Genomic DNA, 25,361 nt, shown 5'->3' with positions numbered 1-25,361 from the left:
CGGCCCCTTGTTCCGGGCCTGCGGGCCGGCTGTGGCTGATCGCGCAGTTCCCCGCGCCCCTGTCGGGGCGGGCCCTGTTTCGGGGCTGCGGGCCGAGTGTGGCCGGGCGCGCAGTTCCCCGCGCCCCTGACGGGGCTGAGCCCCGTCAGGGGTAGAGGCGCTCCAGGACCACCGCGATGCCGTCGTCCTCGCAGGACAGGGTGACCTCGTCGGCCACCGCGACCAGCTCCGCGTGCGCATTCGCCATCGCCACGCCATGCGCCGCCCACGCGAACATCGGGACGTCGTTCGGCATGTCGCCGAACGCGATCGTCGCGGCCCCGCTCAGGCCCAGTTCGGCCGCCGCGAGCGCCAGCCCGCTCGCCTTCGAGACGCCCGGCGGCTGGAGCTCCACCGTGTGCTCCCCCGCCATCGTCACATTGACCAGGTGTCCGACCACCCCCCGCGCGATCCGGGTCAGTTCGTCGTCGTCCAGCTCCGGATGCTGGAGCAGCACCTTGTTGATCGGGGCCGACCAGAGCTCGGCCCGGCGGTCGACCCGGACCGTCGCCAGGTGCGGGTGCGGCATCCGGTAGCCCGGCCCTATCAGCATCGCCGTGTCCAGGGCCTCCCCGTTGACCGCTGCGTAGACCTCCCCGATCTCCGCCTCGATCTTCCCGAGCGCGACCTCCGCCAGCTCCCGGTCCATCCGCACGGAGTGCAGCAGCCGCCCGCCCGCCGCGTCGTACACCTGCGCGCCCTGCCCGCACACCGCGAGCCCCGTGTATCCGAGGCCGTCCAGGACATGGCGTACCTGGGGGACGGGGCGGCCGGTCACCACGATGTGCCGGGCGCCCGCCGCGCGCGCCCGCGCGAGCGCGGCGTACGAGCGGGGCGAGACGGTGTCACCGGCGCGCAGCAGGGTCCCGTCCAGGTCGGTGGCGATCAGGGCGTAGGGCAGGGACGAGGAGGGGGAAGGGGAGGGCGCGAGGGAGCGGGGGAGGGCGCGAGTCACGGCGCCAAGGATAGGACCGGCCCGGACAAGTCCTACAAATCGCGCCCCAATCCGGCCTCCCGTCCGCTAAAGGAGCCACGTAACGTGTCAACCCGCACTGTGTCACCCGGGACACCCCCGGCCGCGTGGAAAGCGAGGCAGCACCCCATGCCCCAGCAGAGCCCCCTCGACGTCCCCGAGGGCGATCCGTTCGGACCGCACAACCTCCCGTACGGGGTGTTCAGCACCGCCGAGGAGCCGGCCCGGCGGCGCATCGGCGTGCGGCTCGGCGGCCATGTCCTCGACGCGGGCGCAGCCGCCCTCGCGCTCGGCTCCCCGTACGCCGGACTGCTCGGGCAGTCCTCCCTCAACCCGCTGCTCGCCGCCGGCCGCACCGTCTGGCACGACGTACGCCGCGCCCTGACCGCCTGGGTGACCGACCCCGGGCACCGGCCGACCGTCGAACCGCACCTCATCGCCCTCGACGGACTCACCCTGCACCTGCCGTACGAGGTCGCCGACTACGTCGACTTCTACGCCAGCGAGCACCACGCCACCAACGTGGGCCGGATGTTCCGCCCGGACGGCGACGCGCTCACCCCCAACTGGAAGCACCTGCCCATCGGCTACCACGGCCGCTCCGGCACCATCGTGGTCTCGGGCACCGATGTCGTCCGGCCCTCCGGGCAGCGCAAGACCCCCGCCGATGCGGCGCCCGTCTTCGGGCCCAGCACCAAGCTCGACATCGAGGCCGAGGTCGGCTTCGTCGTCGGCACCCCGTCCGCGATGGGCGAGCAGGTCGCCCTCGGCGACTTCCGCGAGCACGTCTTCGGGCTGTTCCTGCTCAACGACTGGTCCGCGCGGGACATCCAGGCCTGGGAGTACGTGCCGCTCGGCCCCTTCCTCGGCAAGTCCTTCGCCACCTCGGTATCGGCCTGGGTGACCCCGCTGGAGGCCCTGGACTCCGCCCGGGTCGCACCGCCCGCCCGCGACTTCCCCCTGCTCCCCTACCTCGACGACTCCACGGCGGACGAGGACGGCGGCTTCGACCTGCACATCACCGTGTCGGTCAACGGGCAGGAGGTGGCCCGGCCGCCGTTCGCGAGCATGTACTGGACGGCCGCCCAGCAGCTCGCCCATATGACGGTCAACGGCGCCTCGCTGCGCACCGGCGACGTCTACGGCTCCGGCACGGTCAGCGGCCCCGAGGTGGACCAGCGGGGCTCCCTGCTGGAGCTGACCTGGAACGGCCACGACGCCATCGAACTGGCCGACGGCAAGCGCACCTTCCTGGAGGACGGCGACACCGTCACCATGACCGCCTGGGCGCCCGGCCCGGACGGCGTCCGGGTGGGCCTCGGCGAGGTCACCGGCCGGATCGTGGGCGCCCGCTAGGAGGCGGGCCCAGGGTGGCGTGGCTGCGCCCGGACGGGGACGTCCGGGCGTACGCCACCGGCGCGGCGCACGGGGGCGCACCCCCATTGGGCGCAGCCCGCGTGCGGCGCGCCGGGCGGGCCGCCAGGGTGGACGGACGGGACCGGGCAGGCCCGTAGCTCCGTACCCCCACCGCGAGGAGTCCCCATGACCGCCCGTCACCTGAAGACCGCCCTCACCTGCGCGGCTGCCGCGTCCCTCGCCCTGACCGTCGTACCGGCCTCCCACGCGGTGGAGGGCCCGGCCCCCGACCCCCGCAACCACCGCGCGATGCGCGACATGGCCATCGCCATCGCGGTGACCGCCAAGTACGTGGACGAGCGGCAGGCGATCAAGGACGGCTATGTGAAACACGGCGAGTGCATGAACAACCCGTTCGGGGCCGGCTCCATGGGCTTCCACTACGTCAAGGACGCCCACTGGGGCTCGACCGACCCGAGCAGGCCCACGGCGCTCGTCTACAGCGCGGAAACCGACAAGCACGGCCGCCGCAAGCTCCATGCGGTGGAGTGGATGGTCACCGACCGGGACCAGGACCTGAAGACCGCCGACGACCGGCCCACCATGTTCGGCCTGCCGTTCGACGGCCCGATGCCCGGCCACTGGAAGGGCATGCCCAAGCACTACGACCTGCACATGTGGGCGTACACGAAGAACCCGGCGGGCCGCTTCCACAACTGGAACACGGCTCTGACCTGCCCCAAGAGCTCCAAGAGCACCAAGAGCGCCCACGGCCATCACCCGTAAGAGCGCCCTTCGGTCCCCGGACACACCACAGGGCCCCGGCTCCCCCCGAGGGAGTCGGGGCCCTGTCGCGGGTCCGGGCCGGGCGGTCAGCGGACGAAGACGCTCGCCTGGCCCGCCAGGTCCAGGAAGTACTGCGGGGCCACGCCCAGCACCACCGTCACCGCCACACCCACCGCGATGGTGGACATCGTCAGTGGCGAGGGCACCGCCACCGTCGGGCCGTCGGCCTTCGGCTCGCTGAAGAACATCAGCACGATCACCCGGATGTAGAAGAACGCGGCGATCGCGGACGAGACCACGCCGACCACGACCAGCGCACCCGCGCCGCCCTCCGCCGCCGCGCTGAACACCGCGAACTTCCCGGAGAACCCGCTGGTCAGCGGGATACCGGCAAAGGCCAGCAGGAACACCGCGAACACCGCCGCGGTCAGCGGGGAACGACGGCCCAGACCGGCCCACTTGGACAGGTGGGTGGCCTCGCCGCCCGCGTCGCGCACCAGGGTGACCACGGCGAACGCACCGATCGTCACGAAGGAGTACGCGGCCAGGTAGAAGAGGACCGAGGAGATCCCCTCCTCCGAGGTGGCGATCACACCGGCCAGGATGAAGCCGGCGTGCGCGATCGAGGAGTAGGCCAGCAGCCGCTTGACGTCGGTCTGGGTGACGGCGATGACCGCACCCGCCAGCATCGTCACGATCGCCACGCCCCACATCACCGGCCGCCAGTCCCAGCGCAGGCCGGGCAGGACCACGTACAGCAGCCGGAGCAGGGCGCCGAAGGCGGCCACCTTGGTCGCCGCCGCCATGAAGCCGGTCACCGGGGTGGGCGCGCCCTGGTAGACGTCCGGGGTCCACATGTGGAACGGCACTGCGCCGACCTTGAACAGCAGGCCCATCAGGATGAGCGCGCCGCCGATCAGCAGCAGCACGTCATTGCCCATGGTGGAGGCCAGTGCCGGGTCCAGGGTGGTGACCGTGCCGTCCACGACATCGGCGATGGCGGCGTACGAGACGGAGCCCGCATAGCCGTACATCAGGGCGATGCCGAACAGCAGGAAGGCGGAGGAGAAGGCGCCCAGCAGGAAGTACTTGACCGCGGCCTCCTGCGACATCAGCCGCTGGCGGCGGGCGACGGCGCAGAGCAGGTACAGCGGGAGGGAGAACACTTCCAGGGCGATGAACAGGGTCAGCAGGTCGTTGGCCGCCGGGAAGATCAGCATGCCGGCGATCGCGAACAGGGCCAGCGGGAACACCTCGGTGGTGGTGAACCCGGCCTTGACCGCGGCCTTCTCGCTCTCGCTGCCCGGGACCGAGGCGGCCTGGGCGGCGAAGGAGTCGACCCGGTTGCCGTGCGCCGCCGGGTCCAGGCGCCGCTCGGCGAAGGTGAAGAGGGCGACCACCGAGGCGAGCAGGATGGTGCCCTGGAGGAACAGGGCGGGCCCGTCCACCGCGATGGCGCCCATCGCGGCGATCTGGGCCTTGGTGGTGCCATACCCGCCGGCGGCCAGGGCCACCACGGCCGCGAAGGCGGAGGCGAGGGCCGCGACGGCCAGGAACACCTGGACGTAGTAACGGGACTTGCGCGGTACGAAGGCCTCCACGAGGACGCCCAGGATGGCCGCACCGATCACGATCAGCGTGGGTGCGAGCTGGGCGTACTCGATGTGCGGTGCCGGGATCCGTTCGATCGCGTCGGCGCTCAGGACGTTCACTTCGCCGCCTCCACGGTGGGCACTGTCGGCTGGGGGTCCTTCTCGTTGACATCGGACATGGTGTGCTGCACCGCCGGGTTGACGATCTCGGTGAGCGGCTTCGGGTAGACGCCCAGGAAGATCAGCAGGGCGATCAGCGGAGCGACGACCAGCAGCTCCCGCAGGCGCAGGTCCGGCATGGACCGGACCTCCTCCTTCACCGGGCCGGTCATGGTGCGCTGGTACAGCACCAGGGTGTAGAGCGCGGCCAGCACGATGCCGAAGGTGGCGATGATGCCGACCACCGGATACCGGGCGAAGGTGCCCACCAGCACCAGGAATTCACTCACGAACGGCGCCAGGCCCGGCAGCGAGAGGGTGGCGAGGCCGCCGATCAGGAAGGTGCCGGCGAGGACCGGGGCGACCTTCTGCACACCGCCGTAGTCGGCGATGAGCCGGGAGCCGCGCCGGGAGATCAGGAATCCGGCCACCAGCATCAGCGCCGCCGTCGACAGGCCGTGGTTGACCATGTAGAGGGTGGCACCGGACTGGCCCTGGGAGGTCATCGCGAAGATGCCCAGGATGATGAAGCCGAAGTGCGAGATCGAGGCGTAGGCGACCAGGCGCTTGATGTCCCGCTGGCCGACCGCCAGCAGCGCGCCGTACACGATGCTGATCAGGGCCAGGACCAGGACCACCGGGGTGGCCCACTTGCTGGCCTCGGGGAACAGGCCGAGGCAGAAGCGGAGCATCGCGAAGGTGCCGACCTTGTCGACCACCGCGGTGATCAGGACGGCGACCGGGGCGGTGGACTCCCCCATGGCGTTGGGCAGCCAGGTGTGCAGCGGCCACAGCGGGGCCTTCACCGCGAAGGCGAAGAAGAACCCGAGGAAGAGCAGCCGCTCGGTGTTGGTCGCCATCTCCAGCTTGCCCGCGGCGCGCAGGTCGGCGATCTCCTGGAGGGAGAAGGTCCCGGCGACCACATACAGCCCGATGACCGCGGCCAGCATGATCAGGCCGCCGGCCAGGTTGTAGAGCAGGAACTTGACCGCGGCGTAGGAGCGCTGGGCGGCTGCGTTCTCGTCGGTCCCGGCGTGGGCCCGGTCCCCGAAGCCTCCGATGAGGAAGTACATCGGGATGAGCATGGCTTCGAAGAAGATGTAGAAGACAAAGACGTCGGTGGCGGCGAAGGAGATGATCACCATCGCCTCGACCATCAGGATCAGGGCGAAGAAGCCCTGCGTCGGCCGCCAGCGTGAGCTCTTCGTCTCCAGCGGATCGGCGTCGTGCCAGCCGGCCGCGATGATGAACGGGATCAGCAGGGCGGTGAGCGCGATCAGCGCTACGCCGATGCCGTCCACGCCCAGTTCGTAGCGGACCCCGAAGTCGGGGATCCAGGCGTGGGATTCGGTGAGCTGGTAGCGGGCGCCACCGGGCTCGAAGCGGATCGCGACGAGCGCCGCCAGCGCCAGCGTCGCCAGGGAGACGAGCAGTGCGAGCCATTTGGCCGCGGTCCGGCGGGCGGCCGGTACGGCCGCCGTGAGGATCGCGCCGGCCGCCGGGACCGCGGCCGTCACCGTCAGAAGCGGGAAGTTCATGTCACACCGCCCTCATCAGCAGGGTCGCGGCGATCAGGACCGCCGTGCCCCCGAACATCGACACCGCGTAACTGCGGGCGTAGCCGTTCTGCAGCTTGCGCAGCCGGCCCGACAGTCCGCCGATGGAGGCGGCCGTGCCGTTGACCACTCCGTCGACCAACGAGTGGTCGACGTACACGAGCGAGCGGGTCAGGTGCTCACCGCCGCGCACCAGAACGACATGGTTGAAGTCGTCCTGGAGGAGGTCCCGGCGGGCCGCCCGGGTGAGGAGCGAGCCGCGGGGGGCGACGACCGGGACGGGCTTGCGGCCGTACTGGGCGTACGCGATGCCGACACCGATGAGCAGGACCACCACGGTCGAGGCGGTGATCGCCCCGGCGCTCAGCGGCGGGTGCCCGTGCTCGAAGGAGGTGACCGGCTCCAGCCACTTCACGAAGGAGTCGTTGAAGCTGAACAGCGCTCCCGCGAACACCGATCCGAAGGCGAGCACGACCATCGGGAGGGTCATCGACTTGGGCGACTCGTGCGGGTGGGGAAGCTCCCCCTGCCCGTCCGGCTGCCAGCGCTTCTCACCGAAGAAGGTGAGCAGCATGACCCGGGTCATGTAGTACGCCGTGATGGCCGCGCCGAGCAGGGTGACCGCGCCGAGGATCCAGCCCTCGGTGCCGCCCTTGGCGAAGGCCGCCTCGATGATCTTGTCCTTGGACCAGAAGCCGGACAGGCCGGGGAAGCCGATGATGGCCAGGTACCCCAGGCCGAAGGTCACGAAGGTGACCGGCATGTACTTCCGCAGGCCGCCGTACCGGCGCATGTCGACCTCGTCGTTCATGCCGTGCATGACCGAGCCGGCACCGAGGAAGAGCCCGGCCTTGAAGAAGCCGTGGGTCACCAGGTGCATGATGGCGAAGGCGTAGCCGATGGGGCCGAGGCCGGCGGCCAGGATCATGTAGCCGATCTGCGACATCGTCGACCCGGCGAGGGCCTTCTTGATGTCGTCCTTGGCGCAACCGATGATCGCACCGAAGAGGAGCGTGACCGCGCCGACCACGACCACCGCGAGCTGGGCGTCCGGGGCCGCGTTGAAGATCGCCCCGGACCGGGTGATCAGGTACACGCCTGCGGTCACCATGGTGGCCGCGTGGATCAGGGCCGAGACCGGGGTCGGGCCCTCCATCGCGTCACCGAGCCAGGACTGCAGCGGTACCTGGGCGGACTTGCCGCAGGCGGCCAGCAGCAGCATCAGTCCGATGCCGGTCAGGACGGCCTCGGAGGCCTTGTCCGCGGAAGCCAGCACCGGGCCGAAGGCGAAGGTCCCGAAGGTGGTGAACATCAGCATGATGGCGATCGACAGGCCCATGTCGCCGACCCGGTTGACCAGGAAGGCCTTCTTCGCGGCGGTGGCCGCGCTGGGCTTGTGCTGCCAGAAGCCGATGAGCAGGTACGAGGCGAGGCCCACGCCCTCCCAGCCGACGTACAGCAGCAGGTAGTTGTCGGCGAGGACGAGCAGCAGCATCGCCGCGAGGAACAGGTTGAGATAGCCGAAGAAGCGGCGCCGGCGCTCGTCGTGCTCCATGTACCCGATCGAGTACACGTGGATGAGCGTGCCCACGCCGGAGATCAGCAGGACGAAGGTCATCGACAGCTGGTCGAGCTGGAAGGCGACGTCCGCCTGGAAACCCTCGACCGGGATCCAGCTGTACAGCTGCTGGGTCATGGTGCGGTCGTCGGCGCTCTGCCCCAGCATGTCGGCGAACAGGACCACGCCGATCCCGAAGGAGACGGCGGCGAGCAGGGTGCCGATCCAGTGGCCGGCCTTGTCGAGGCGCCGGCCGCCGCACAGCAGCACCGCCGCTCCGAGCAGGGGCGCCGCGATCAGCAGCGCAATCAGGTTCTCCACGTGTACGCCCCTTACAGCTTCATCAGGCTGGCGTCGTCGACCGAGGCCGAGTGGCGGGTACGGAACAGCGACACGATGATCGCCAGGCCGACCACGACCTCCGCGGCGGCGACGACCATCGTGAAGAACGCGATGATCTGGCCGTCGAGATTGCCGTGCATGCGCGAGAACGTGACCAGGGCGAGGTTGCAGGCGTTCAGCATCAGCTCGATGCACATGAACAGCACGATCGCGTTCCGCCGGATCAGCACCCCGGCCGCGCCGATGGTGAACAGCAGCGCCGACAGGTAGAGGTAGTTGACCGGATTCACTTGGCAGCCTCCTCGCGCTCGTCCCGTCCGAGGCGCTCCGCCGAGCGCTGTTCCAGCGCCTTCAGGTCCTCCAGGGACTGACCGGACACATCGCGGATCTGACCGCGGTCGCGCAGGGTCTTGTTGACCGTCAGCTCGGACGGGGTGCCGTCCGGCAGCAGGCCGGGGACGTCCACCGCGTTGTGCCGCGCATACACACCCGGCGCCGGCAGCGGCGGGAGCTGGACTCCCTCGCGGACCCGCCGCTCGGCCAGCTCGCGCTGGGTGGCGGCCCGCTCGGTGCGCTCGCGGTGGGTGAGCACCATCGCGCCGACGGCCGCGGTGATCAGCAGGGCGCCGGTGAGCTCGAAGGCGAACACGTACTTGGTGAAGATCAGCTCGGCCAGGCCCTCGACGTGGCCGCCGGAGTTGATCCGGCCCAGCCCGTTGAACTGCGTCAGCCCGGCCTGCCCGATGCCGGCGAACAGCAGGGTGCCGAAGCCGAGCCCGCAGAGCAGGGCCAGCCAGCGCTGCCCCTTGAGGGTCTCCTTCAGCGAATCCGCCGCGGTGACGCCCACGAGCATGACCACGAACAGGAACAGCATCATGATCGCGCCGGTGTAGACGACGACCTGGACGATGCCGAGGAAGTACGCCCCGTTGGCGAGGTAGAAGACCGCCAGGATGATCATCGTCCCGGCCAGGCACAGCGCGCTGTGCACGGCCTTCTTCATCAGGACGGTGCACAGCGCGCCGACCACGGCGATCGTGCCGAGCAGCCAGAACTGGACGGCCTCGCCGGTGGAGGTGGTGGCGGCGGCGATGACGGCGCTCATGCGTCCACCTCCTCGGACGCGTTCTCCGCCTTCTCGGGCTCCGACGGCTTCTCGCCCTTGGAGACGGCCGTCTGCCGGACCGTGCCCGGAGCCGCTCCGGTCACCCGCCCCCGGTAGTAGTCCTGCTCGTCCATCCCCGGGAAGATCGAGTGCGGGCTGTCGACCATGCCCTCGGTCAGCCCGGCCAGCAGCTGCTCCTTGGTGTAGATCAGCGACTCGCGGCTGGCGTCGGCCAGTTCGAACTCGTTCGTCATGGTCAGCGCGCGGGTCGGACACGCCTCGATGCACAGACCGCACAGGATGCAGCGGGCGTAGTTGATCTGGTAGACCCGGCCGTACCGCTCACCCGGGGAGTACCGCTCCTCCTCCGTGTTGTCCGCGCCCTCCACATAGATGGCGTCGGCGGGGCAGGCCCAGGCGCACAGCTCACACCCGATGCACTTCTCCAGACCGTCCGGATGGCGGTTGAGCTGGTGCCGTCCGTGGAAGCGCGGAGCGGTGGTCTTCTGCTGCTCCGGGTACTGCTCGGTGAGCCGCTTCCTGAACATGGCCTTGAAGGTCACGCCGAAGCCGGCCACCGGGTTCTGCCACTTCTCCTCAGACATTCTCAGCACCCTCCTCTCGGTCACTCTCAGTATTCGACCCACCACTGACAATCAGCTCCCGCTCACTGCGGGACCGCCGGCGCGGTACGGGTGCCAGCTGCTGGCCGGGCTTGGGGGGGACGGGGAAACCGGCCGCCATCGGGTCGAAGGGCTCCTCCTCGGCGGCCCGCGCGGGCGCCGCCGCCTTCTCCTTCCGGTCCCGGAACACGTCCGCGACCAGGGACAGCAGCAGGACCGCGACCACGCCCCCGCCCACGTACAGCACGATCTCGCCGAAGTCGTAGGCCTCGTTGCGGAGCGCCCGGACGGTCGCGACCAGCATCAGCCAGACCACCGAGACCGGGATGAGGACCTTCCAGCCGAGCTTCATCAGCTGGTCGTAGCGGACCCGGGGCAGGGTGCCGCGCAGCCAGATGAAGAAGAACAGCAGCAGTTGCACCTTGAGGACGAACCAGAGCATCGGCCACCAGCCGTGGTTCGCGCCCTCCCAGAACGTGCTGATCGGATACGGGGCCCGCCAGCCGCCCAGGAAGAGGGTGACCGAGACCGCCGAGACGGTGACCATGTTCACGTACTCGGCGAGCATGAACATCGCGAACTTGATCGACGAGTACTCGGTGTTGAAGCCGCCGACCAGGTCGCCCTCGGACTCCGGCATGTCGAACGGCGCACGGTTGGTCTCGCCGACCATCGTGACCACGTAGATGAGGAAGGAGACCGGCAGCAGCACGATGTACCAGCGGTCCGCCTGCGCCTCCACGATCGCCGAGGTCGACATCGACCCGGAGTAGAGGAACACGGAGGCGAAGGCCGCACCCATGGCGATCTCGTACGAGATCATCTGTGCGCAGGAGCGGAGTCCGCCCAGCAGCGGGTAGGTGGAGCCGGAGGACCAGCCCGCCAGCACGATGCCGTAGATCCCGACCGAGGCCACCGCGAGGATGTACAGCATCGCGATGGGCAGGTCGGTCAGCTGCATCGTGGTGCGCTGCCCGAAGATGGAGACCTCGTTGCCGGCCGGGCCGAAGGGGATCACCGCGATCGCCATGAAGGCCGGGACCGCCGCCACGATCGGGGCCAGGACGTAGACCGCCTTGTCGGCCCGCTTGACGATGATGTCTTCCTTCAGCATCAGCTTGATGCCGTCGGCGAGGGACTGCAGCATGCCCCAGGGGCCGTGCCGGTTGGGCCCGATGCGCAGCTGCATCCAGGCGACCACCTTGCGCTCCCACACGATGGAGAACAGCACGGTCACCATCAGGAAGGCGAAGCAGAACACCGCCTTGATGACCACGAGCCACCAGACGTCCCGGCCGAAGAGCGACAGGTCCTCGGCGGCCCAGTACACGACGTCACTGCGTACTGCGTTCACGCGCCCACCTCCGCAGTGGTGTCGCCGTTGTCGGTCTGTGCGGACTGCGGGCCCGCCGGGGTCGCCGCACCGATGCGCACCAGGGCGCCCGGGGCCGCCCCGGTGTCCGCGGTGACCCCGCCACCCGCCGAATTCAGCGGGAGCCAGACCACCCGGTCCGGCATCTCGGTGATCCTCAGAGGGAGTTCGACGGTGCCGGCCGGGCCGGTCACGGCCAGCACATCACCGTTCTTGACGCCGGTCTCGGCGGCCGTGGCCGCCGACAGCCGGGCACTGGCCTCGTGCCGGGTGCCGGCCAGGGCCTCGTCCCCGTCCTGGAGCCGGCCCTGGTCCAGCAGCAGCCGGTGGCCCGCCAGCACCGCCTCGCCCGCACCGGGACGCGGCACCGGCTGCGGATCGGCCGGCTGCCCGGAGGCACCCTCGCCGGTCCACCCGCCGAGCCGCTCGATCTCCCGGCGTACCGCGTGGATGTCCGGCAGGCCCAGCGGCCGGCCCGTCTCGTCCGCGATCATGTGCAGCACACGGGCATCGGCCGGAGCCAGCCGCCTGGTCATCTGCTCGGGCTTCAGCGCCGCCTCGAACGGACGGATCCGGCCCTCCCAGTTGATGAAGGCACCCGGCTTCTCGGCCACCGCGGCGACCGGGAACACCACATCGGCGTGGTCCGTGACCTCGCTGGGGCGGAGCTCCAGCGAGACCACGAAGGCCTCGGCCAGTGCCTCGCGCGCCCGCGCCGGGTCCGGCAGGTCCGCCACCTCGACGCCGCCGACCAGCAGCGCACCCAGTTCGCCGGTGGCCGCGGCCTCCACGATCTGACCGGTGTCCCGGCCGTACCGGTGCGGCAGCTCGTCCAGGCCCCAGGCCTCCGCCACCTCCTCGCGGGCCCGCGGGTCGGTGGCCGGCCGGGCACCGGGCAGCAGCGACGGCAGCGCGCCCGCCTCGATCGCGGCCCGCTCACCGGCCCGCCGCGGGATCCACACCAGCTGCGCGCCGGTCGCGGCAGCCGCCCGTACAGCCGCGGTCAGCGCCCCGGGGACCCCGGCCAGGCGCTCGCCGACCACGATGACCGCGCCCGGCTCCCGCAGCGCCTCGGCGGCCTCGTGGCCGCCCTCCTCCAGCCCGGTACGGGAGGCCAGCGCCGCCAGCCACTCCGGCTCGGTACCGGGGGCGGCGGCCAGCAGGGTGCCGCCCGCCTTCTCCAGGCCCCGGGTCGCGAACGGCGCCAGCGCGAAGGTCCGCTGCCGGTGCTTGCGGTGGGCCTTGCGCAGCCGCAGGAAGACGCCGGGCGCCTCCTCCTCGGCCTCGATCCCGGCCAGCAGCACCGCCGGGGCCGCCTCCAGTACGGAGTACGTCACTCCGCCCCCGGCGAGCCCGACCCCGCGGCCCGCCACGGTGGCGGCCAGGAAGTCGGCCTCCTCCGCGCTGTGCGTCCGGGCCCGGAAGTCGACGTCGTTGGTGTCGAGCACCACCCGGGCGAACTTCGCGTAGCCGTAGGCGTCCTCGACGGTCAGCCGGCCGCCCGTCAGCACGCCCGTCCGGCCGCGGGCCGCCGCCAGCCCGGCCGCCGCGGCGGCCAGCGCCTCCGGCCAGCTCGCCTCCACCAGCCGGCCCGACTCGCGGTCCCGGACCAGCGGGGTGGTCAGCCGGTCCGGCCGCTGGGCGTAGCGGAACGCGAACCGGCCCTTGTCGCAGATCCACTCCTCGTTGACCTCGGGGTCCTCCGCGGCCAGCCGGCGCAGCACCTTCCCGCGCCGGTGGTCGGTACGGGTGGCACAGCCTCCCGCACAGTGCTCGCAGACGCTCGGCGAGGACACCAGGTCGAAGGGGCGGGACCGGAAGCGGTAGGCGGCCGAGGTGAGCGCGCCGACCGGGCAGATCTGGATGGTGTTCCCGGAGAAGTACGACTCGAACGGGTCGCCCTCCCCGGTGCCGACCTGCTGCAGCGCCCCGCGCTCCAGCAACTCGATCATCGGGTCGCCGGCCACCTGGTTGGAGAACCGGGTGCAGCGCGCACACAGCACGCACCGCTCACGGTCCAGCAGCACCTGGGTGGAGATCGGCACCGGCTTCTCGTACGTCCGCTTCTGCCCCTTGAACCGGGACTCGGCGTTGCCGTGGGACAGCGCCTGGTTCTGCAGCGGGCACTCGCCGCCCTTGTCGCAGACCGGGCAGTCCAGCGGGTGGTTGATCAGGAGCAGCTCCATCACCCCGCGCTGGGCCTTCTCCGCGACCGGCGAGCTGAGCTGGGTCTTGACCACCATGCCGTCGGTGCAGGTGATGGTGCAGGAGGCCATCGGCTTGCGCTGGCCCTCCACCTCGACGATGCACTGCCGGCAGGCGCCGACCGGGTCGAGGAGGGGGTGGTCGCAGAAGCGCGGGATCTCTACGCCGATCTGCTCGGCGGCCCGGATGACGAGGGTCCCCTTGGGGACTGACAGCTCGACCCCGTCGATGGTCAGGGAGACCAGGTCTTCTGCCGGGGCGGTCATGCGGTCACCTCCGTGTCGGCCCACAGGGTCGACTTCTTGGGGTCGAAGGGGCAGCCCTTGCCCGTGATGTGCTGCTCGTACTCCTCGCGGAAGTACTTCAGCGAGGAGAAGATCGGGCTGGCCGCGCCGTCACCGAGCGCGCAGAACGACTTGCCGTTGATGTTGTCGGCGATGTCGTTCAGCTTGTCGAGGTCGGACATCGCGCCCTTCCCGGCCTCGATGTCGCGGAGCAACTGGACCAGCCAGTACGTGCCTTCGCGGCAGGGCGTGCACTTGCCGCAGGACTCGTGGGCGTAGAACTCCGTCCACCGGGTCACCGCCCGCACCACGCAGGTGGTCTCGTCGAAGCACTGCAGCGCCTTGGTGCCGAGCATCGAGCCGGCCGCGCCCACGCCCTCGTAGTCCAGCGGGACGTCGAGGTGCTCGTCCGTGAACATCGGGGTGGAGGAGCCGCCGGGGGTCCAGAACTTCAGCCGGTGGCCGGGCCGCATGCCGCCGCTCATGTCGAGGAGCTGCCGCAGGGTGATGCCGAGCGGGGCCTCGTACTGGCCGGGTCCGGCCACGTGCCCGGACAGCGAGTAGAGGGTGAAGCCCGGGGACTTCTCCGTCCCCATCGACTTGAACCAGTCCTTGCCCCGGTTCAGGATCGCGGGAACCGAGGCGATCGACTCGACGTTGTTCACCACGGTGGGGCAGGCGTAGAGGCCCTCCACCGCGGGGAAGGGGGGACGCAGCCGGGGCTGTCCGCGCCGGCCTTCGAGGGAGTCGAGGAGAGCGGTCTCCTCGCCGCAGATATAGGCGCCGGCGCCGGCGTGCACCGTGATGTCGAGCTTCATCCCGCTCCCGAGGACGTTGTCCCCGAGGTAGCCGGCCTCGTACGCCTCACGCACCGCCTGGTGCAGGCGGCGCAGCACCGGCACGACCTCGCCGCGCAGGTAGATGAAGGCGTGCTCGGAGCGGATGGCGTAGCAGGCGATGATCATTCCCTCGATGAGGGAGTGCGGGTTGGCGAAGAGGAGGGGGATGTCCTTGCAGGTCCCGGGCTCGGACTCGTCCGCGTTGACGACGAGGTAGTGCGGCTTGCCGTCGCCCTGCGGGATGAACTGCCACTTCATCCCGGTGGGGAAGCCCGCGCCGCCGCGTCCGCGCAGACCGGAGTCCTTGACGTACGCGATCAGGTCGTCGGGGGTCATCGCGAGCGCCTTGCGCAGGCCCTCGTACCCCTCGTGCCGCCGGTAGGTGTCCAGCGTCCACGACTCGGGGTCGTCCCAGAAGGCGGAGAGCACGGGTGCCAGGAGCTTCTCCGGGCTCGTGCCTCCCCCAGCCTCCGGCTGGGAGGTGCCCCCATGACTTTCCTTGGCCGACACGCTCATCACTCCCCTCCCTCACCCTTGGTCTCGCCGCGCGGGTGGACGATCGGGGCGTGCGGAGACTCGCCCCGGGCGATCCGCAGGCCGGTCAGGGAGGCCGGTCCGGCCCCGCCGCTCGCCGCGACCGCGCCCTCGCGCTCGTCGGGGAAGCCGGCCAGGATCCGGGCGGTTTCCTTGTACGTGCAGAGCGGCGCGCCCCGGGTCGGCTCCACCGGGCGGCCCGCCCGCAGGTCGTCGACCAGGGCCTTTGCGGACTCGGGGGTCTGGTTGTCGAAGAACTCCCAGTTGACCATCACCACGGGGGCGAAATCGCAGGCCGCGTTGCACTCGATGTGCTCGAGGGTGACCTTGCCGTCGGGGGTGGTCTCGTTGTTGCCGACGCCGAGGTGCTCTTTGAGCTCCTCGAAGATCGCATCGCCGCCCATGACCGCGCACAGGGTGTTGGTGCAGACGCCGACCTGGTAGTCACCGGACGGCTTGCGCCGGTACATCGTGTAGAAGGTGGCCACGGCCGTGACCTCGGCCGTGGTCAGGCCGAGCACCTCGGCGCAGAAGCGCATGCCGGTGCGGGAGACATGGCCCTCCTCCGACTGCACCAGGTGCAGCAGCGGCAGCAGCGCGGACCGGCTGTCGGGGTAGCGGGCGATGACCTCCTTGGCGTCCGCTTCCAGCCGCGCGCGCACCTCGGCCGGGAAGTCGGGGGCGGGCAGCTGGGGCATGCCCAGCGAGATGTCGGTCATCGGTCGACGCCTCCCATCACGGGGTCGATGGAGGCGACGGCGACGATGACGTCGGCGACCTGGCCGCCCTCGCACATCGCGGCCATGGCCTGCAGGTTGGTGAAGGACGGGTCGCGGAAGTGGACCCGGTAGGGGCGGGTGCCGCCGTCGGAGACCACATGGACGCCGAGCTCGCCCTTGGGGGACTCGACGGCCGTGTAGGCCTGGCCGGCCGGGACCCGGAAGCCTTCGGTCACCAGCTTGAAGTGGTGGATGAGGGCCTCCATGGAGGTGCCCATGATGTTCTTGATGTGGTCGAGCGAGTTGCCGAGGCCGTCGGGGCCCATGGCGAGCTGTGCCGGCCAGGCGATCTTCTTGTCGGCGACCATGACCGGCCCGGGCCGCAGCCGGTCCAGGCACTGTTCGACGATCCGCAGGGACTGCCGCATCTCCTCCAGGCGGATCAGGAACCGCCCGTAGGAGTCGCAGCTCTCGGTGGTCGGCACGTCGAACTCGTAGGTCTCGTAACCGCAGTACGGGTCGGTCTTGCGGAGGTCGTGCGGGAGGCCGGCGGAGCGGAGGATCGGGCCGGTGGCGCCCAGCGCCATACAGCCGGCCAGGTCCAGGTAGCCGACGTCCTGCATACGGGCCTTGAAGATGGGGTTGCCGGTGGCGAGCTTGTCGTATTCCGGCAGGTTCTTCTTCATGGTCTTCACAAAGGCGCGGAGCTGGTCCATGGCGCCCGGCGGCAGGTCCTGGGCGAGGCCGCCGGGGCGGATGAACGCGTGGTTCATGCGCAGGCCGGTGATCAGCTCGAAGATGTCGAGGATCAGCTCGCGGTCCCGGAAGCCGTAGATCATGATCGTGGTCGCGCCCAGCTCCATGCCGCCGGTGGCGATGCACACCAGGTGCGAGGAGAGCCGGTTGAGCTCCATCAGCAGCACCCGCAGGACCGTGGCCCGGTCGGGGATCTGCTCGGTGATGCCGAGCAGCTTCTCCACGCCCAGGCAGTACGCCGCCTCGTTGAAGAACGGCGTCAGGTAGTCCATGCGCGTCACGAAGGTGGTGCCCTGCGTCCAGTTGCGGAATTCGAGGTTCTTCTCGATTCCGGTGTGCAGGTAGCCGATCCCGCAGCGGGCCTCGGTGACCGTCTCTCCGTCGATCTCCAGGATCAGCCGGAGCACACCATGGGTGGACGGGTGCTGCGGACCCATGTTGACGACGATCCGCTCGTCGTCCGCCCGGGCCGCGGACTGGACGATCTCGTCCCAGTCGCCGCCGGTGACGGTGTAGACGGTGCCCTCGGTCGTCTCGCGGGCCGAGGCGTGGTTTGAGGTGGACATCAGCTGTACGACCTCCGCTGGTCGGGAGCCGGGATCTGGGCGCCCTTGTACTCGACGGGGATGCCGCCGAGCGGGTAGTCCTTGCGCTGCGGGAAGCCCTGCCAGTCGTCCGGCATCATGATCCGGGTGAGGGCCGGGTGCCCGTCGAAGATCAGGCCGAAGAAGTCGTACGTCTCGCGCTCGTGCCAGTCGTTGGTCGGGTAGACGGCGACCAGCGACGGGATGTGCCGGTCGTCGTCGGGCGCGGAGACCTCCAGCCGGATCAGCCTGCCGTGGGTGAGCGAGCGCAGGTGGTAGACGGCGTGCAGCTCGCGGCCCTTGTCCCCGGGGAAGTGCACGCCGGAGACCCCGGTGCACAGTTCGAAGCGCAGCGCCGGGTCGTCGCGCAGGGTGCGGGCGACGCGTACGAGGTGCTCGCGGGCGATGTGGAAGGTCAGCTCGCCCCGGTCCACCACGGTCTTCTCGATGGCGTTCGCCGGGACGAGTCCCTGCTCCTCCAGGGCGCCTTCGAGCTCGTCGGCGACCTCGTCGAAGTACGAACCGTAGGGGCGGGTGGACGGCCCCGGCAGGGCGACGACCCGGACCAGGCCGCCGTAGCCGCTGGTGTCACCGCCGCCCGCGGCGCCGAACATGCCCTTGCGTACGCCGATCACCTCGCCGGCGCCGGCTGCGGCTCCGCGCGGGGCAGGAACGTTGTTGCCGTTCTCGGCTGTCTGGTCGGTCACCGGAGCAGCCCCTTCATTTCGATGGTGGGGAGCGCCTTGAGGGCCGCCTCCTCCGCCTCACGGGCCGCCTCTTCCCGGTTCACACCGAGCTTGGAGGTCTGGATCTTCTGGTGGAGCTTGAGGATCGCGTCGATCAGCATCTCGGGCCGGGGCGGGCAGCCGGGCAGGTAGATGTCCACCGGCACGATGTGGTCGACGCCCTGCACGATCGCGTAGTTGTTGAACATTCCGCCCGAAGAGGCGCATACGCCCATGGAGATGACCCACTTGGGAGCGGGCATCTGGTCGTACACCTGCCGCAGCACCGGCGCCATCTTCTGGCTGACCCGCCCGGCCACGATCATCAGGTCGGCCTGGCGCGGCGAGCCGCGGAAGACCTCCATGCCGAAGCGGGCCAGGTCGTAGCGTCCGGCGCCGGTGGTCATCATCTCGATGGCACAGCACGCCAGGCCGAAGGTGGCGGGGAAGACGGATGACTTGCGCACCCAGCCCGCGGCCTGTTCGACGGTGGTCAGCAGGAAGCCGCTCGGCAGCTTCTCTTCCAGTCCCATGGAAAATTCAGCCCCTCAGTCCCATTCCAGGCCGCCGCGCCGCCAGACGTACGCGTAGGCGACGAAGACGGTGAGCACGAAGAGCAGCATCTCGACGAGCCCGAAGATCCCCAGGGCGTCGAAGGTGACGGCCCAGGGGTAGAGGAAGACGATCTCGATGTCGAAGACGATGAAGAGCATCGCCGTCAGGTAGTACTTGATGGGGAAGCGACCGCCGCCGGCGGGCAGCGGCGTCGGCTCGATGCCGCACTCGTACGCCTCGAGCTTTGCCCGGTTGTACCTTTTTGGACCGATCAGCGTGGCCATGACCACGGAGAAGATCGCAAACCCTGCCCCGAGGGCGCCGAGCACGAGGATGGGCGCGTAGGCATTCACGCTCCTCGCTCCTTCCAGTCGTCCTTGACCGTTGGACCGCTCACCGGCGCGCACCCCGCCTCGGGAAGATCACCCCCGGACTCGGGGGTCGCATGTGAGGCAGTTCACAAGCCGGACTGCTGCGCATCCTATGCCCGGCGGTCTGTGATCTGCGACACGGGTGTCCAGACCGAGTTTGTGATCTCCACCACCTGACGAACGATCATGAAGTCCGATGAGTGGTGATCTTCATACGCGAAGCACCCACATGATCACCAGAGGTGACATCCAACCCGGTTTCCGCAGGTGAAAAGACTTTCGCACTATCAAAACCTGGATCCTGCACGCAAATTGGCGATAAGAACCGGCCACGTGATATGGGAACCCGCATCGCCCGACCGGGGGAGGCGGCGGGGCGCGGAGTGGACGCGTGCATCCGTTCACGAACTCCACAGGTCCCCCACAGCGTGGCGATTCTGTGACCTGCGTCACGCCTGATTCGCGCCGAGGAAAGGGGGCTTGGCCAACTGTGCGTAAGGGTGGTAGGCGGTGGATCAAAACGGACGAATTACAGAAAGCCAATGATCACGGGCTTGTGATGCCCTGTCCGATTCGCCCGTTACGGCGTCAATAAGGCAAGCGGAGCGTCCGGTTCGGGCCGTTCGCGCACAACTGTGGCGCAGCCCACGTTTCTTGAAGGGAACCCTGACGCCCTGATAGCGGTTGTCCTCATGTCCCACACCGCTCACATACCCAGCCACCGGAAGCCGCGCCGCAGCGCCTCGAAGCTCGCGGTCCGCGCCGGAGTTGCCGGTGGCGTCCTCAGCACGCTGGCGATGGCCGGCACCGCGAGCGCGACCCCCGTCGAGCCGGTGACCGAGACCCTCGAGATGCCGGTCCTCAACCTGGACCTGGGCTCCGAGGTGTCCTCCGCCGTCACCACGGCCGCCGACAACTCCCGCGCAGCCGCCGTCGAGGGCGAGCTCAACGCGCAGGAGGAGACCGCCCGCACGGGCGCCGCCGCCGAGGCCAAGAAGGCCAAGGAGGACGCCCAGAAGAAGCTGGACGCCGAGAAGAAGGCGAAGGCCGAGGAGGAGCGCAAGGCCGCCGCCGAGCGCGCCACCCGCAACGACGGCCGCACTTCCCTCGCCGGCACCTCCACCAAGGCCGCCAAGACCACCACCGTGGACGAGGACGGCCCGAGCACCCCGGCGGCCACCGGCTCCGCCGCCGCCATCGTGGCCTTCGCCCGCGCCCAGGTCGGCAAGCCGTACGTGCTGGGCTCCACCGGCCCCACCGCCTACGACTGCTCCGGCCTCGTCCGCGCCGCCTACAAGCAGGCCAACGTCTCCCTGCCGCGCATGTCCCAGGACCAGTCGCTGGCCGGCCGCTCCGTCTCGCTGAGCAGCCTCCAGCCGGGCGACATCCTGTACTGGGGCTCCAAGGGCAGCGCGTACCACGTGGCCGTCTACGTGGGCGGCGGCAAGTTCGTCGGCGCCCAGAACCCCCGCACGGGCATCGTCGAGCGCTCCCTGAGCTACGACCGGCCCACCGGGGCGGTCCGCCTCCTCTGAGCCGTCACGGGTGCGCCCAGGCGTTGCCCGGACGCACCGGCATGACGAAGGGCCGGCACTCCCCCGCTCGGGGGCGGAGTGCCGGCCCTTCGTCGTACCGCCGGGCAGGCTCCTGCCGCTGCCGGCCGCTCCTAGCCCAGCGTCACCCACTTGTCGGCGTCACCGAACACCCAGGAACCGGTGTCGGGGTCCTGCGCCTGGACGTTGCCGAAGACCTTCAGCCGCTCCGACTTGACGAGCGGGTGGCCCACCTCCGGGGTGTGCACCTGGACCTCGGCCTTCCACGGCACGTTCTTGCCCGGTACGCAGTCCACCTCGGCGACGAACCGGCCCTGGACGAACCGCGGCTGCTCCTGGCTCGCCGAGCCGCCGACCTGGACCCGGGCCGGCTTGGTGCAGGTGAGCGTGCCGCTCAGGGTGGTCTTGCCCTTGACCAGCTTGGCGTTGGCCTTGATGGTCATTCCGAGGGCCAGCGGCTTCGGCGGCGCCGTGTCGCTCAGGTGCAGGTAGCCGGTCAGCGCACCCCGGTCCGCGCACTCCTGCCGGTAGTCCGCCTTCAGGGACGTGACCCTGCCGCCCTCGCCGAAGGTCAGCTCGCTGATGCCGAACGCGCCGGACAGGGTGGCACAGCCGCCCTGGTACCCGTTCACGAACATGCTCGGTGTGTCCAGGGCCACCCCCGGCATCTCGGGTGTCTTCACCGCGTTCGCGTAGCTGCCCACCCCCAGGGTCTGCCCGGCGGGCGCCGCCAGGTCCACGGTCCAGGTGTCGCCCGGCCGGGTGATGACGACCCGCAGGGTGCGGTGGTCGGCGGAGACCGTGGCGTCGAACCGGTCTCCGTACATCGGTCCGTACCACACGGCCCGATCGGTTTCGCCGTCTCCCTGGTCCCCCGCCCAGTGGAACTCGCCCTGGGGCATCGGCGCGGCCTGCGCGGTGCCGGCGCCGGCCAGGCCGGCCGTCAGCGGCAGGGCCAGCGCCGTCAGGACGGCCGCGGTGCGCCGGAGCGCGGGCATACGGAATCTCACTCGGTGTTCCCCCCCATGGGACTCATGATCGTCAACTGATCGCCGCGAGTCTGCCAATGGAGGGATATGCGGGGCAATGGGCTTTCCGCCCGAGGCGGTTGGCCGCCTCGGGCGGGCAACCGCCACCCCGCCGTACGGCCTCAGGCCTTCGGTGCCACCTTCGACAGGCCGTTGATGATCCGGTCCATCGCATCGCCGCCGGCCGGGTCGGTGAGGTTCGCCAGCATCTTCAGGGTGAACCGCATCAGCACCGGGTGGGTCAGCCCGCGCTGCGCCGCCATCTTCATGACCTTCGGGTTGCCGATCAGCTTCACAAAGGCCCGGCCCAGGCTGTAGTAGCCGCCGTAGGTCTCCTTCAGCACCTTCGGGTAGCTGTGCAGGGCCAGTTCGCGCTGGGCCGGGGTGGCCCGGGCGTGCGCCTGGACGATGACGTCCGCGGCGATCTTGCCGGACTCCATCGCATAGGCGATGCCCTCGCCGTTGAACGGGTTGACCAGCCCGCCCGCATCGCCCACCAGCAGCAGGCCCTTGGTGTAGTGCGGCTGCCGGTTGAAGGCCATCGGCAGGGCCGCACCGCGGATCGGCTGGGTCATGTTCTCCGGGGTGTACCCCCAGTCCTGCGGCATCGAGGCGCACCACGCCTTGAGCACCTCGCGCCAGTCCAGCTCGCGGAAGGCGGAGGAGGAGTTGAGGATGCCGAGGCCGACGTTGGAGGTACCGTCGCCCATGCCGAAGATCCAGCCGTAGCCGGGCAGCAGCCGGTCCTGCGCCCCGCGCCGGTCCCACAGCTCCAGCCAGGACTCCAGGTAGTCGTCGTCATGCCGCGGCGAGGTGAAGTACGTCCGCACCGCCACGCCCATCGGGCGGTCCTCGCGCCGGTGCAGGCCCATCGCGAGGGACAGCCGGGAGGAGTTGCCGTCGGCCGCGACCACCAGCGGGGCGCGGAAGGTGACCGCCGTCTTCTCCTCGCCCAGCCTGGCCTGCACCCCGGTGATGTGCCCGGTCCGGGGATCACGGACCGGCTCGCCGACATTGCACCGCTCGTACAGCCGGGCGCCCGCCTTCTGCGCCTGCCGGGCCAGGGTCTCGTCGAAGTCGTCGCGCTTGCGAACGAGTCCGTAGTCGGGGAACGAGGCCAGCTCGGGCCAGTCCAACTGGAGCCGCTGCCCGCCGCCGATGATGCGCAGGCCCTTGTTGCGGAGCCAGCCGGCCTCTTCCGAGATGTCGATGCCCATCGCGACCAACTGCTTGGTCGCGCGCGGGGTGAGCCCGTCACCGCAGACCTTTTCACGCGGGAACGCCGTCTTCTCCAGCAGCAGGACGTCGAGTCCGGCCTTGGCGAGGTAGTAGGCGGTGGTCGAGCCGGCGGGCCCGGCCCCGACGACGATCACATCTGCGGTGTGTTCGGAGAGGGGCTCGGTCACTGCGGGAACTCCCGAAGGCTCGATTGGGGGTGCCGAACGGCACGGGACATGTGCAGTCTATGCAGCGAGAGAGATCCCGATCAGAAGGGCTACCCCGTTGACTGGCTCGTCCCCTTCACCGACCCGGCCGCTCCCCGTCGTCCAGCTGCGCGTGCCCACCGACGAGGACGCACACGCCTGGCACACCGTGTTCGCCGACCCCGATGTGATGGAGTTCCTCGGCGGGCCCGCCGAACTCTCCGCGTACCAGGAGATCACCGCGCGGCAGCGCCTGCACGACGCCCGGCACGGCTTCTGCCTGTGGACCCTGCTGGACGGGGAGGGCCAGGTCATCGGGTTCACCGGCGCCCAGCCGTGGCCGCATTCCTGGGGCCCGGCCGGGGAGATCGAGATCGGCTGGCGGCTCGGGCGCGACCACTGGGGCAAGGGCTACGCGACGGCCGCGGCGACCGCCACGGTCGAACGCGTCCGGGCGGCGGGTCTGCAGCGCGTGGTCGCGATGATCGACGCACGGAACGAGCGCTCGCTGGCGGTCGCGGAAGGCCTGGGCATGGAGCTCGCCGAGGAGCTGACCACCCCCTCCGGCCGCGCCGTCCGCTGCTACCGGCTCGGGCTCTAGAAGAGACCTAGAAGACGGACAGTCCGGTCAGGGTCGTGAACCGGTCCAGCGCCGCCACCCCCGCCACCGAGTTGCCCCGGGCGTCCAGCCCCGGGCTCCACACGCACAGCGTGCACCGGCCGGGCACCACGGCCACGATCCCGCCGCCCACCCCGCTCTTGCCCGGCAGCCCGACCCGGTAGGCGAACTCCCCCGCCGCGTCGTACGTCCCGCAGGTCAGCATCACCGCGTTGATCTGCTTGGCCTCGCTGCGGGTCAGCAGCCGGGTCCCGTCCGCGCGCAGCCCGTGACGGGCCAGGAACCGGGCGGCGAGGGCGAGATCGGCACAGCTGGTCTCGATGGAGCACTGCCAGAAGTAGTGCTCCAGCAGGTCCGTGACCGGGTTGTCGATGTTCCCGTAGGAGGCCATGAAGTGGGCGACGGCGGCATTCCGGTCGCCGTGCGCCTGCTCGGAGCCGGCCACCTCGGCGTTGAAGGCGAGCTCCGGGTTCCGGCTCTCCTGCTGCAGGAACTTCAGCAGTTCGCTGCTCGCGTCACCGGTGAGGGTCTGCAGCCGGTCGGTGACGACCAGCGCGCCCGCGTTGATGAACGGATTGCGCGGGATGCCGTTCTCGTACTCCAGCTGCACCAGGGAGTTGAAGGGGTTGCCGGAGGGCTCCCGGCCCACCCGCTCCCACAGGCTGTCCCCGCCCTCCGCCAGCGCGAGGGCCAGCGCGAAGACCTTGGTGACGGACTGCGCGGAGAACGGAGTCCGCCAGTCCCCCACCCCGTACACCGTGCCGTCGAGATCGGCGAGGGCCATCCCGAACTGCCCCGGGTCCACGGACGCGAGGGCCGGGATGTACGCGGCCGGGGTGCCGGAGCCGACCAGCGGAGCAACATCGGCCGCGATCTGCTCCAGCACCGCTTGGTAGTCCACTACGCGTCCTTGCCGCCCTCGACGTCCTTGCCGCCCTCGATGTCCTTGAAGGCCCGGTGCAGCGCGACGATGCCGCCGCTGAGGTTCCGCCACGCCACCCGGCCCCAGCCGGCCTTCTGCAGCAGCCCGGCCAGCGCGGGCTGGTCCGGCCACTCCCGGATGGACTCGGCGAGGTAGACGTACGCCTCGGGGTTGGAGGACACCGCGCGCGCCACCGGCGGCAGGGCGCGCATCAGGTACTCGGTGTAGACGGTCCGGAACGGCCCCCAGACGGGCTGCGAGAACTCGCAGATGACGACCCGGCCGCCGGGCTTGGTCACCCGGTACAGCTCGCGCAGCGCGGTGTCCGTGTCCTGGACGTTGCGCAGCCCGAAAGAGATCGTGACGGCGTCGAAGGTGTCGTCCCGGAACGGCAGCCGGGTGGCGTCGCCCGCGGTCAGCGGCAGCCACGGGTGCTTCCGCTTGCCCTCGCGGAGCATCCCGAGCGAGAAGTCGCAGGGCACGACGTACGCGCCGGTGGCGGCGAAGGGCAGCGAGCTGGTCGCCGTACCGGCCGCCAGGTCCAGCACCTTCTGCGCCGGGCGCGCGTCGACCGCCCGGGCGACCTCCTTGCGCCACAGCCGGGCCTGGCCGAGCGAGAGGACGTCGTTGGTGAGGTCGTAGTTCGCCGCGACCCCGTCGAACATGGAGGCGACTTCGTGCGGCTGCTTGTCCAGATGTGCGCGGGTCACTGGCGTTCGGCCTCGCTCGTCTCGGTTCGGGTGGAGTGCCTGGCCCATTCTGGCAGGCGGTGCACAACGGCC

General features: G+C 70.3%; 23 protein-coding genes. 4 read left to right on the top strand and 19 right to left on the bottom strand.

The window, feature by feature from the left end:
- Positions 1-145 precede the first annotated feature (145 nt).
- The gene (locus DEJ50_RS19060) at positions 146-994 is read right to left on the bottom strand and encodes a Cof-type HAD-IIB family hydrolase (RefSeq protein ID WP_150209181.1); all 849 of its coding nucleotides are present in this window, start codon (positions 992-994) and stop codon (positions 146-148) included.
- 147 nt (positions 995-1,141) lie between these two features.
- On the opposite strand from DEJ50_RS19060, the gene fahA reads away from it, so the two are divergent.
- Complete coding sequence (gene fahA / locus DEJ50_RS19055; protein ID WP_150209180.1) at positions 1,142-2,368, top strand: fumarylacetoacetase; 1,227 nt, start codon at positions 1,142-1,144, stop codon at positions 2,366-2,368.
- Between the two features lie 186 nt (positions 2,369-2,554).
- Positions 2,555-3,154 (top strand): hypothetical protein, encoded by a 600-nt coding sequence (locus DEJ50_RS19050; RefSeq protein ID WP_150209179.1) that lies wholly within the window; start codon positions 2,555-2,557, stop codon positions 3,152-3,154.
- A gap of 86 nt (positions 3,155-3,240) precedes the next feature.
- Here the strand turns inward: DEJ50_RS19050 and nuoN are convergent, their stop codons facing one another.
- Genes nuoN through DEJ50_RS18980 form a run of 14 tightly spaced genes read right to left on the bottom strand, consistent with a single transcriptional unit; the run spans position 3,241 to position 19,015 of the window.
- On the bottom strand, positions 3,241-4,866 hold the full coding sequence (nuoN, locus tag DEJ50_RS19045; RefSeq protein WP_150209178.1) for an NADH-quinone oxidoreductase subunit NuoN: 1,626 nt from the start codon (positions 4,864-4,866) through the stop codon (positions 3,241-3,243).
- Positions 4,863-6,443, bottom strand: coding sequence for an NADH-quinone oxidoreductase subunit M (locus DEJ50_RS19040; protein WP_150209177.1), 1,581 nt, complete (start codon positions 6,441-6,443; stop codon positions 4,863-4,865). Before DEJ50_RS19040 ends, nuoN begins: the two co-directional genes overlap by 4 nt.
- 1 nt (position 6,444) lies before the next feature.
- The gene (gene nuoL / locus DEJ50_RS19035; protein ID WP_150209176.1) at positions 6,445-8,340 is read right to left on the bottom strand and encodes an NADH-quinone oxidoreductase subunit L; all 1,896 of its coding nucleotides are present in this window, start codon (positions 8,338-8,340) and stop codon (positions 6,445-6,447) included.
- An 11-nt stretch (positions 8,341-8,351) separates the two neighbouring features.
- Positions 8,352-8,651 carry an NADH-quinone oxidoreductase subunit NuoK gene (nuoK, locus tag DEJ50_RS19030; RefSeq protein ID WP_150209175.1) on the bottom strand — a complete coding sequence of 100 codons (300 nt, stop codon included), beginning with the start codon at positions 8,649-8,651 and terminating at the stop codon, positions 8,352-8,354.
- Entirely contained in the window at positions 8,648-9,466 is an 819-nt protein-coding gene (locus DEJ50_RS19025; protein ID WP_150209174.1) for an NADH-quinone oxidoreductase subunit J, read from the bottom strand. Before DEJ50_RS19025 ends, nuoK begins: the two co-directional genes overlap by 4 nt.
- The gene (nuoI, locus tag DEJ50_RS19020; RefSeq protein WP_150209173.1) at positions 9,463-10,071 is read right to left on the bottom strand and encodes an NADH-quinone oxidoreductase subunit NuoI; all 609 of its coding nucleotides are present in this window, start codon (positions 10,069-10,071) and stop codon (positions 9,463-9,465) included. The genes DEJ50_RS19025 and nuoI overlap by 4 nt, the downstream gene beginning before the upstream one ends.
- Positions 10,064-11,443 carry an NADH-quinone oxidoreductase subunit NuoH gene (gene nuoH / locus DEJ50_RS19015; RefSeq protein ID WP_223837820.1) on the bottom strand — a complete coding sequence of 460 codons (1,380 nt, stop codon included), beginning with the start codon at positions 11,441-11,443 and terminating at the stop codon, positions 10,064-10,066. The genes nuoI and nuoH overlap by 8 nt, the downstream gene beginning before the upstream one ends.
- The gene (locus DEJ50_RS19010) at positions 11,440-13,932 is read right to left on the bottom strand and encodes an NADH-quinone oxidoreductase subunit G (RefSeq protein WP_150209172.1); all 2,493 of its coding nucleotides are present in this window, start codon (positions 13,930-13,932) and stop codon (positions 11,440-11,442) included. The genes nuoH and DEJ50_RS19010 overlap by 4 nt, the downstream gene beginning before the upstream one ends.
- Positions 13,929-15,305: an NADH-quinone oxidoreductase subunit NuoF gene (gene nuoF, locus DEJ50_RS19005; protein ID WP_150209171.1), complete on the bottom strand. Its 1,377-nt coding sequence runs from the start codon at positions 15,303-15,305 to the stop codon at positions 13,929-13,931. Before nuoF ends, DEJ50_RS19010 begins: the two co-directional genes overlap by 4 nt.
- Entirely contained in the window at positions 15,305-16,042 is a 738-nt protein-coding gene (nuoE, locus tag DEJ50_RS19000; RefSeq protein WP_150209170.1) for an NADH-quinone oxidoreductase subunit NuoE, read from the bottom strand. The genes nuoF and nuoE overlap by 1 nt, the downstream gene beginning before the upstream one ends.
- Positions 16,039-17,364: an NADH-quinone oxidoreductase subunit D gene (locus DEJ50_RS18995; protein WP_150209169.1), complete on the bottom strand. Its 1,326-nt coding sequence runs from the start codon at positions 17,362-17,364 to the stop codon at positions 16,039-16,041. Before DEJ50_RS18995 ends, nuoE begins: the two co-directional genes overlap by 4 nt.
- Positions 17,364-18,089: an NADH-quinone oxidoreductase subunit C gene (locus DEJ50_RS18990; RefSeq protein WP_150209168.1), complete on the bottom strand. Its 726-nt coding sequence runs from the start codon at positions 18,087-18,089 to the stop codon at positions 17,364-17,366. Before DEJ50_RS18990 ends, DEJ50_RS18995 begins: the two co-directional genes overlap by 1 nt.
- Positions 18,086-18,640 carry a NuoB/complex I 20 kDa subunit family protein gene (locus DEJ50_RS18985; RefSeq protein ID WP_150209167.1) on the bottom strand — a complete coding sequence of 185 codons (555 nt, stop codon included), beginning with the start codon at positions 18,638-18,640 and terminating at the stop codon, positions 18,086-18,088. Before DEJ50_RS18985 ends, DEJ50_RS18990 begins: the two co-directional genes overlap by 4 nt.
- Before the next feature lie 15 nt (positions 18,641-18,655).
- Complete coding sequence (locus DEJ50_RS18980) at positions 18,656-19,015, bottom strand: NADH-quinone oxidoreductase subunit A (protein WP_150209166.1); 360 nt, start codon at positions 19,013-19,015, stop codon at positions 18,656-18,658.
- A gap of 710 nt (positions 19,016-19,725) precedes the next feature.
- Between DEJ50_RS18980 and DEJ50_RS18975 the strand changes: the two genes are divergently transcribed.
- Complete coding sequence (locus tag DEJ50_RS18975; RefSeq protein ID WP_150209165.1) at positions 19,726-20,568, top strand: C40 family peptidase; 843 nt, start codon at positions 19,726-19,728, stop codon at positions 20,566-20,568.
- Between the two features lie 131 nt (positions 20,569-20,699).
- Here the strand turns inward: DEJ50_RS18975 and DEJ50_RS18970 are convergent, their stop codons facing one another.
- Together DEJ50_RS18970 and DEJ50_RS18965 are read right to left on the bottom strand one after the other, a co-directional pair.
- Positions 20,700-21,584 (bottom strand): hypothetical protein, encoded by an 885-nt coding sequence (locus DEJ50_RS18970; RefSeq protein WP_150209164.1) that lies wholly within the window; start codon positions 21,582-21,584, stop codon positions 20,700-20,702.
- A 152-nt stretch (positions 21,585-21,736) separates the two neighbouring features.
- Entirely contained in the window at positions 21,737-23,020 is a 1,284-nt protein-coding gene (locus tag DEJ50_RS18965) for a geranylgeranyl reductase family protein (protein WP_150209163.1), read from the bottom strand.
- Between the two features lie 97 nt (positions 23,021-23,117).
- Between DEJ50_RS18965 and DEJ50_RS18960 the strand changes: the two genes are divergently transcribed.
- Positions 23,118-23,639 carry a GNAT family N-acetyltransferase gene (locus DEJ50_RS18960; RefSeq protein ID WP_150209162.1) on the top strand — a complete coding sequence of 174 codons (522 nt, stop codon included), beginning with the start codon at positions 23,118-23,120 and terminating at the stop codon, positions 23,637-23,639.
- Between the two features lie 7 nt (positions 23,640-23,646).
- Here the strand turns inward: DEJ50_RS18960 and DEJ50_RS18955 are convergent, their stop codons facing one another.
- Together DEJ50_RS18955 and DEJ50_RS18950 are read right to left on the bottom strand one after the other, a co-directional pair.
- Positions 23,647-24,558 carry a glutaminase gene (locus tag DEJ50_RS18955; RefSeq protein WP_150209161.1) on the bottom strand — a complete coding sequence of 304 codons (912 nt, stop codon included), beginning with the start codon at positions 24,556-24,558 and terminating at the stop codon, positions 23,647-23,649.
- Positions 24,558-25,289: a demethylmenaquinone methyltransferase gene (locus DEJ50_RS18950; protein WP_150209160.1), complete on the bottom strand. Its 732-nt coding sequence runs from the start codon at positions 25,287-25,289 to the stop codon at positions 24,558-24,560. Before DEJ50_RS18950 ends, DEJ50_RS18955 begins: the two co-directional genes overlap by 1 nt.
- Positions 25,290-25,361 lie beyond the last annotated feature (72 nt).

The sequence above is a fragment of the Streptomyces venezuelae genome, assembly GCF_008642295.1.
GTDB lineage: Bacteria > Actinomycetota > Actinomycetes > Streptomycetales > Streptomycetaceae > Streptomyces > Streptomyces venezuelae_C.
Note: the sequence above shows the minus strand (reverse complement) of the source record. Positions and strands in the feature narration are given on the sequence as shown.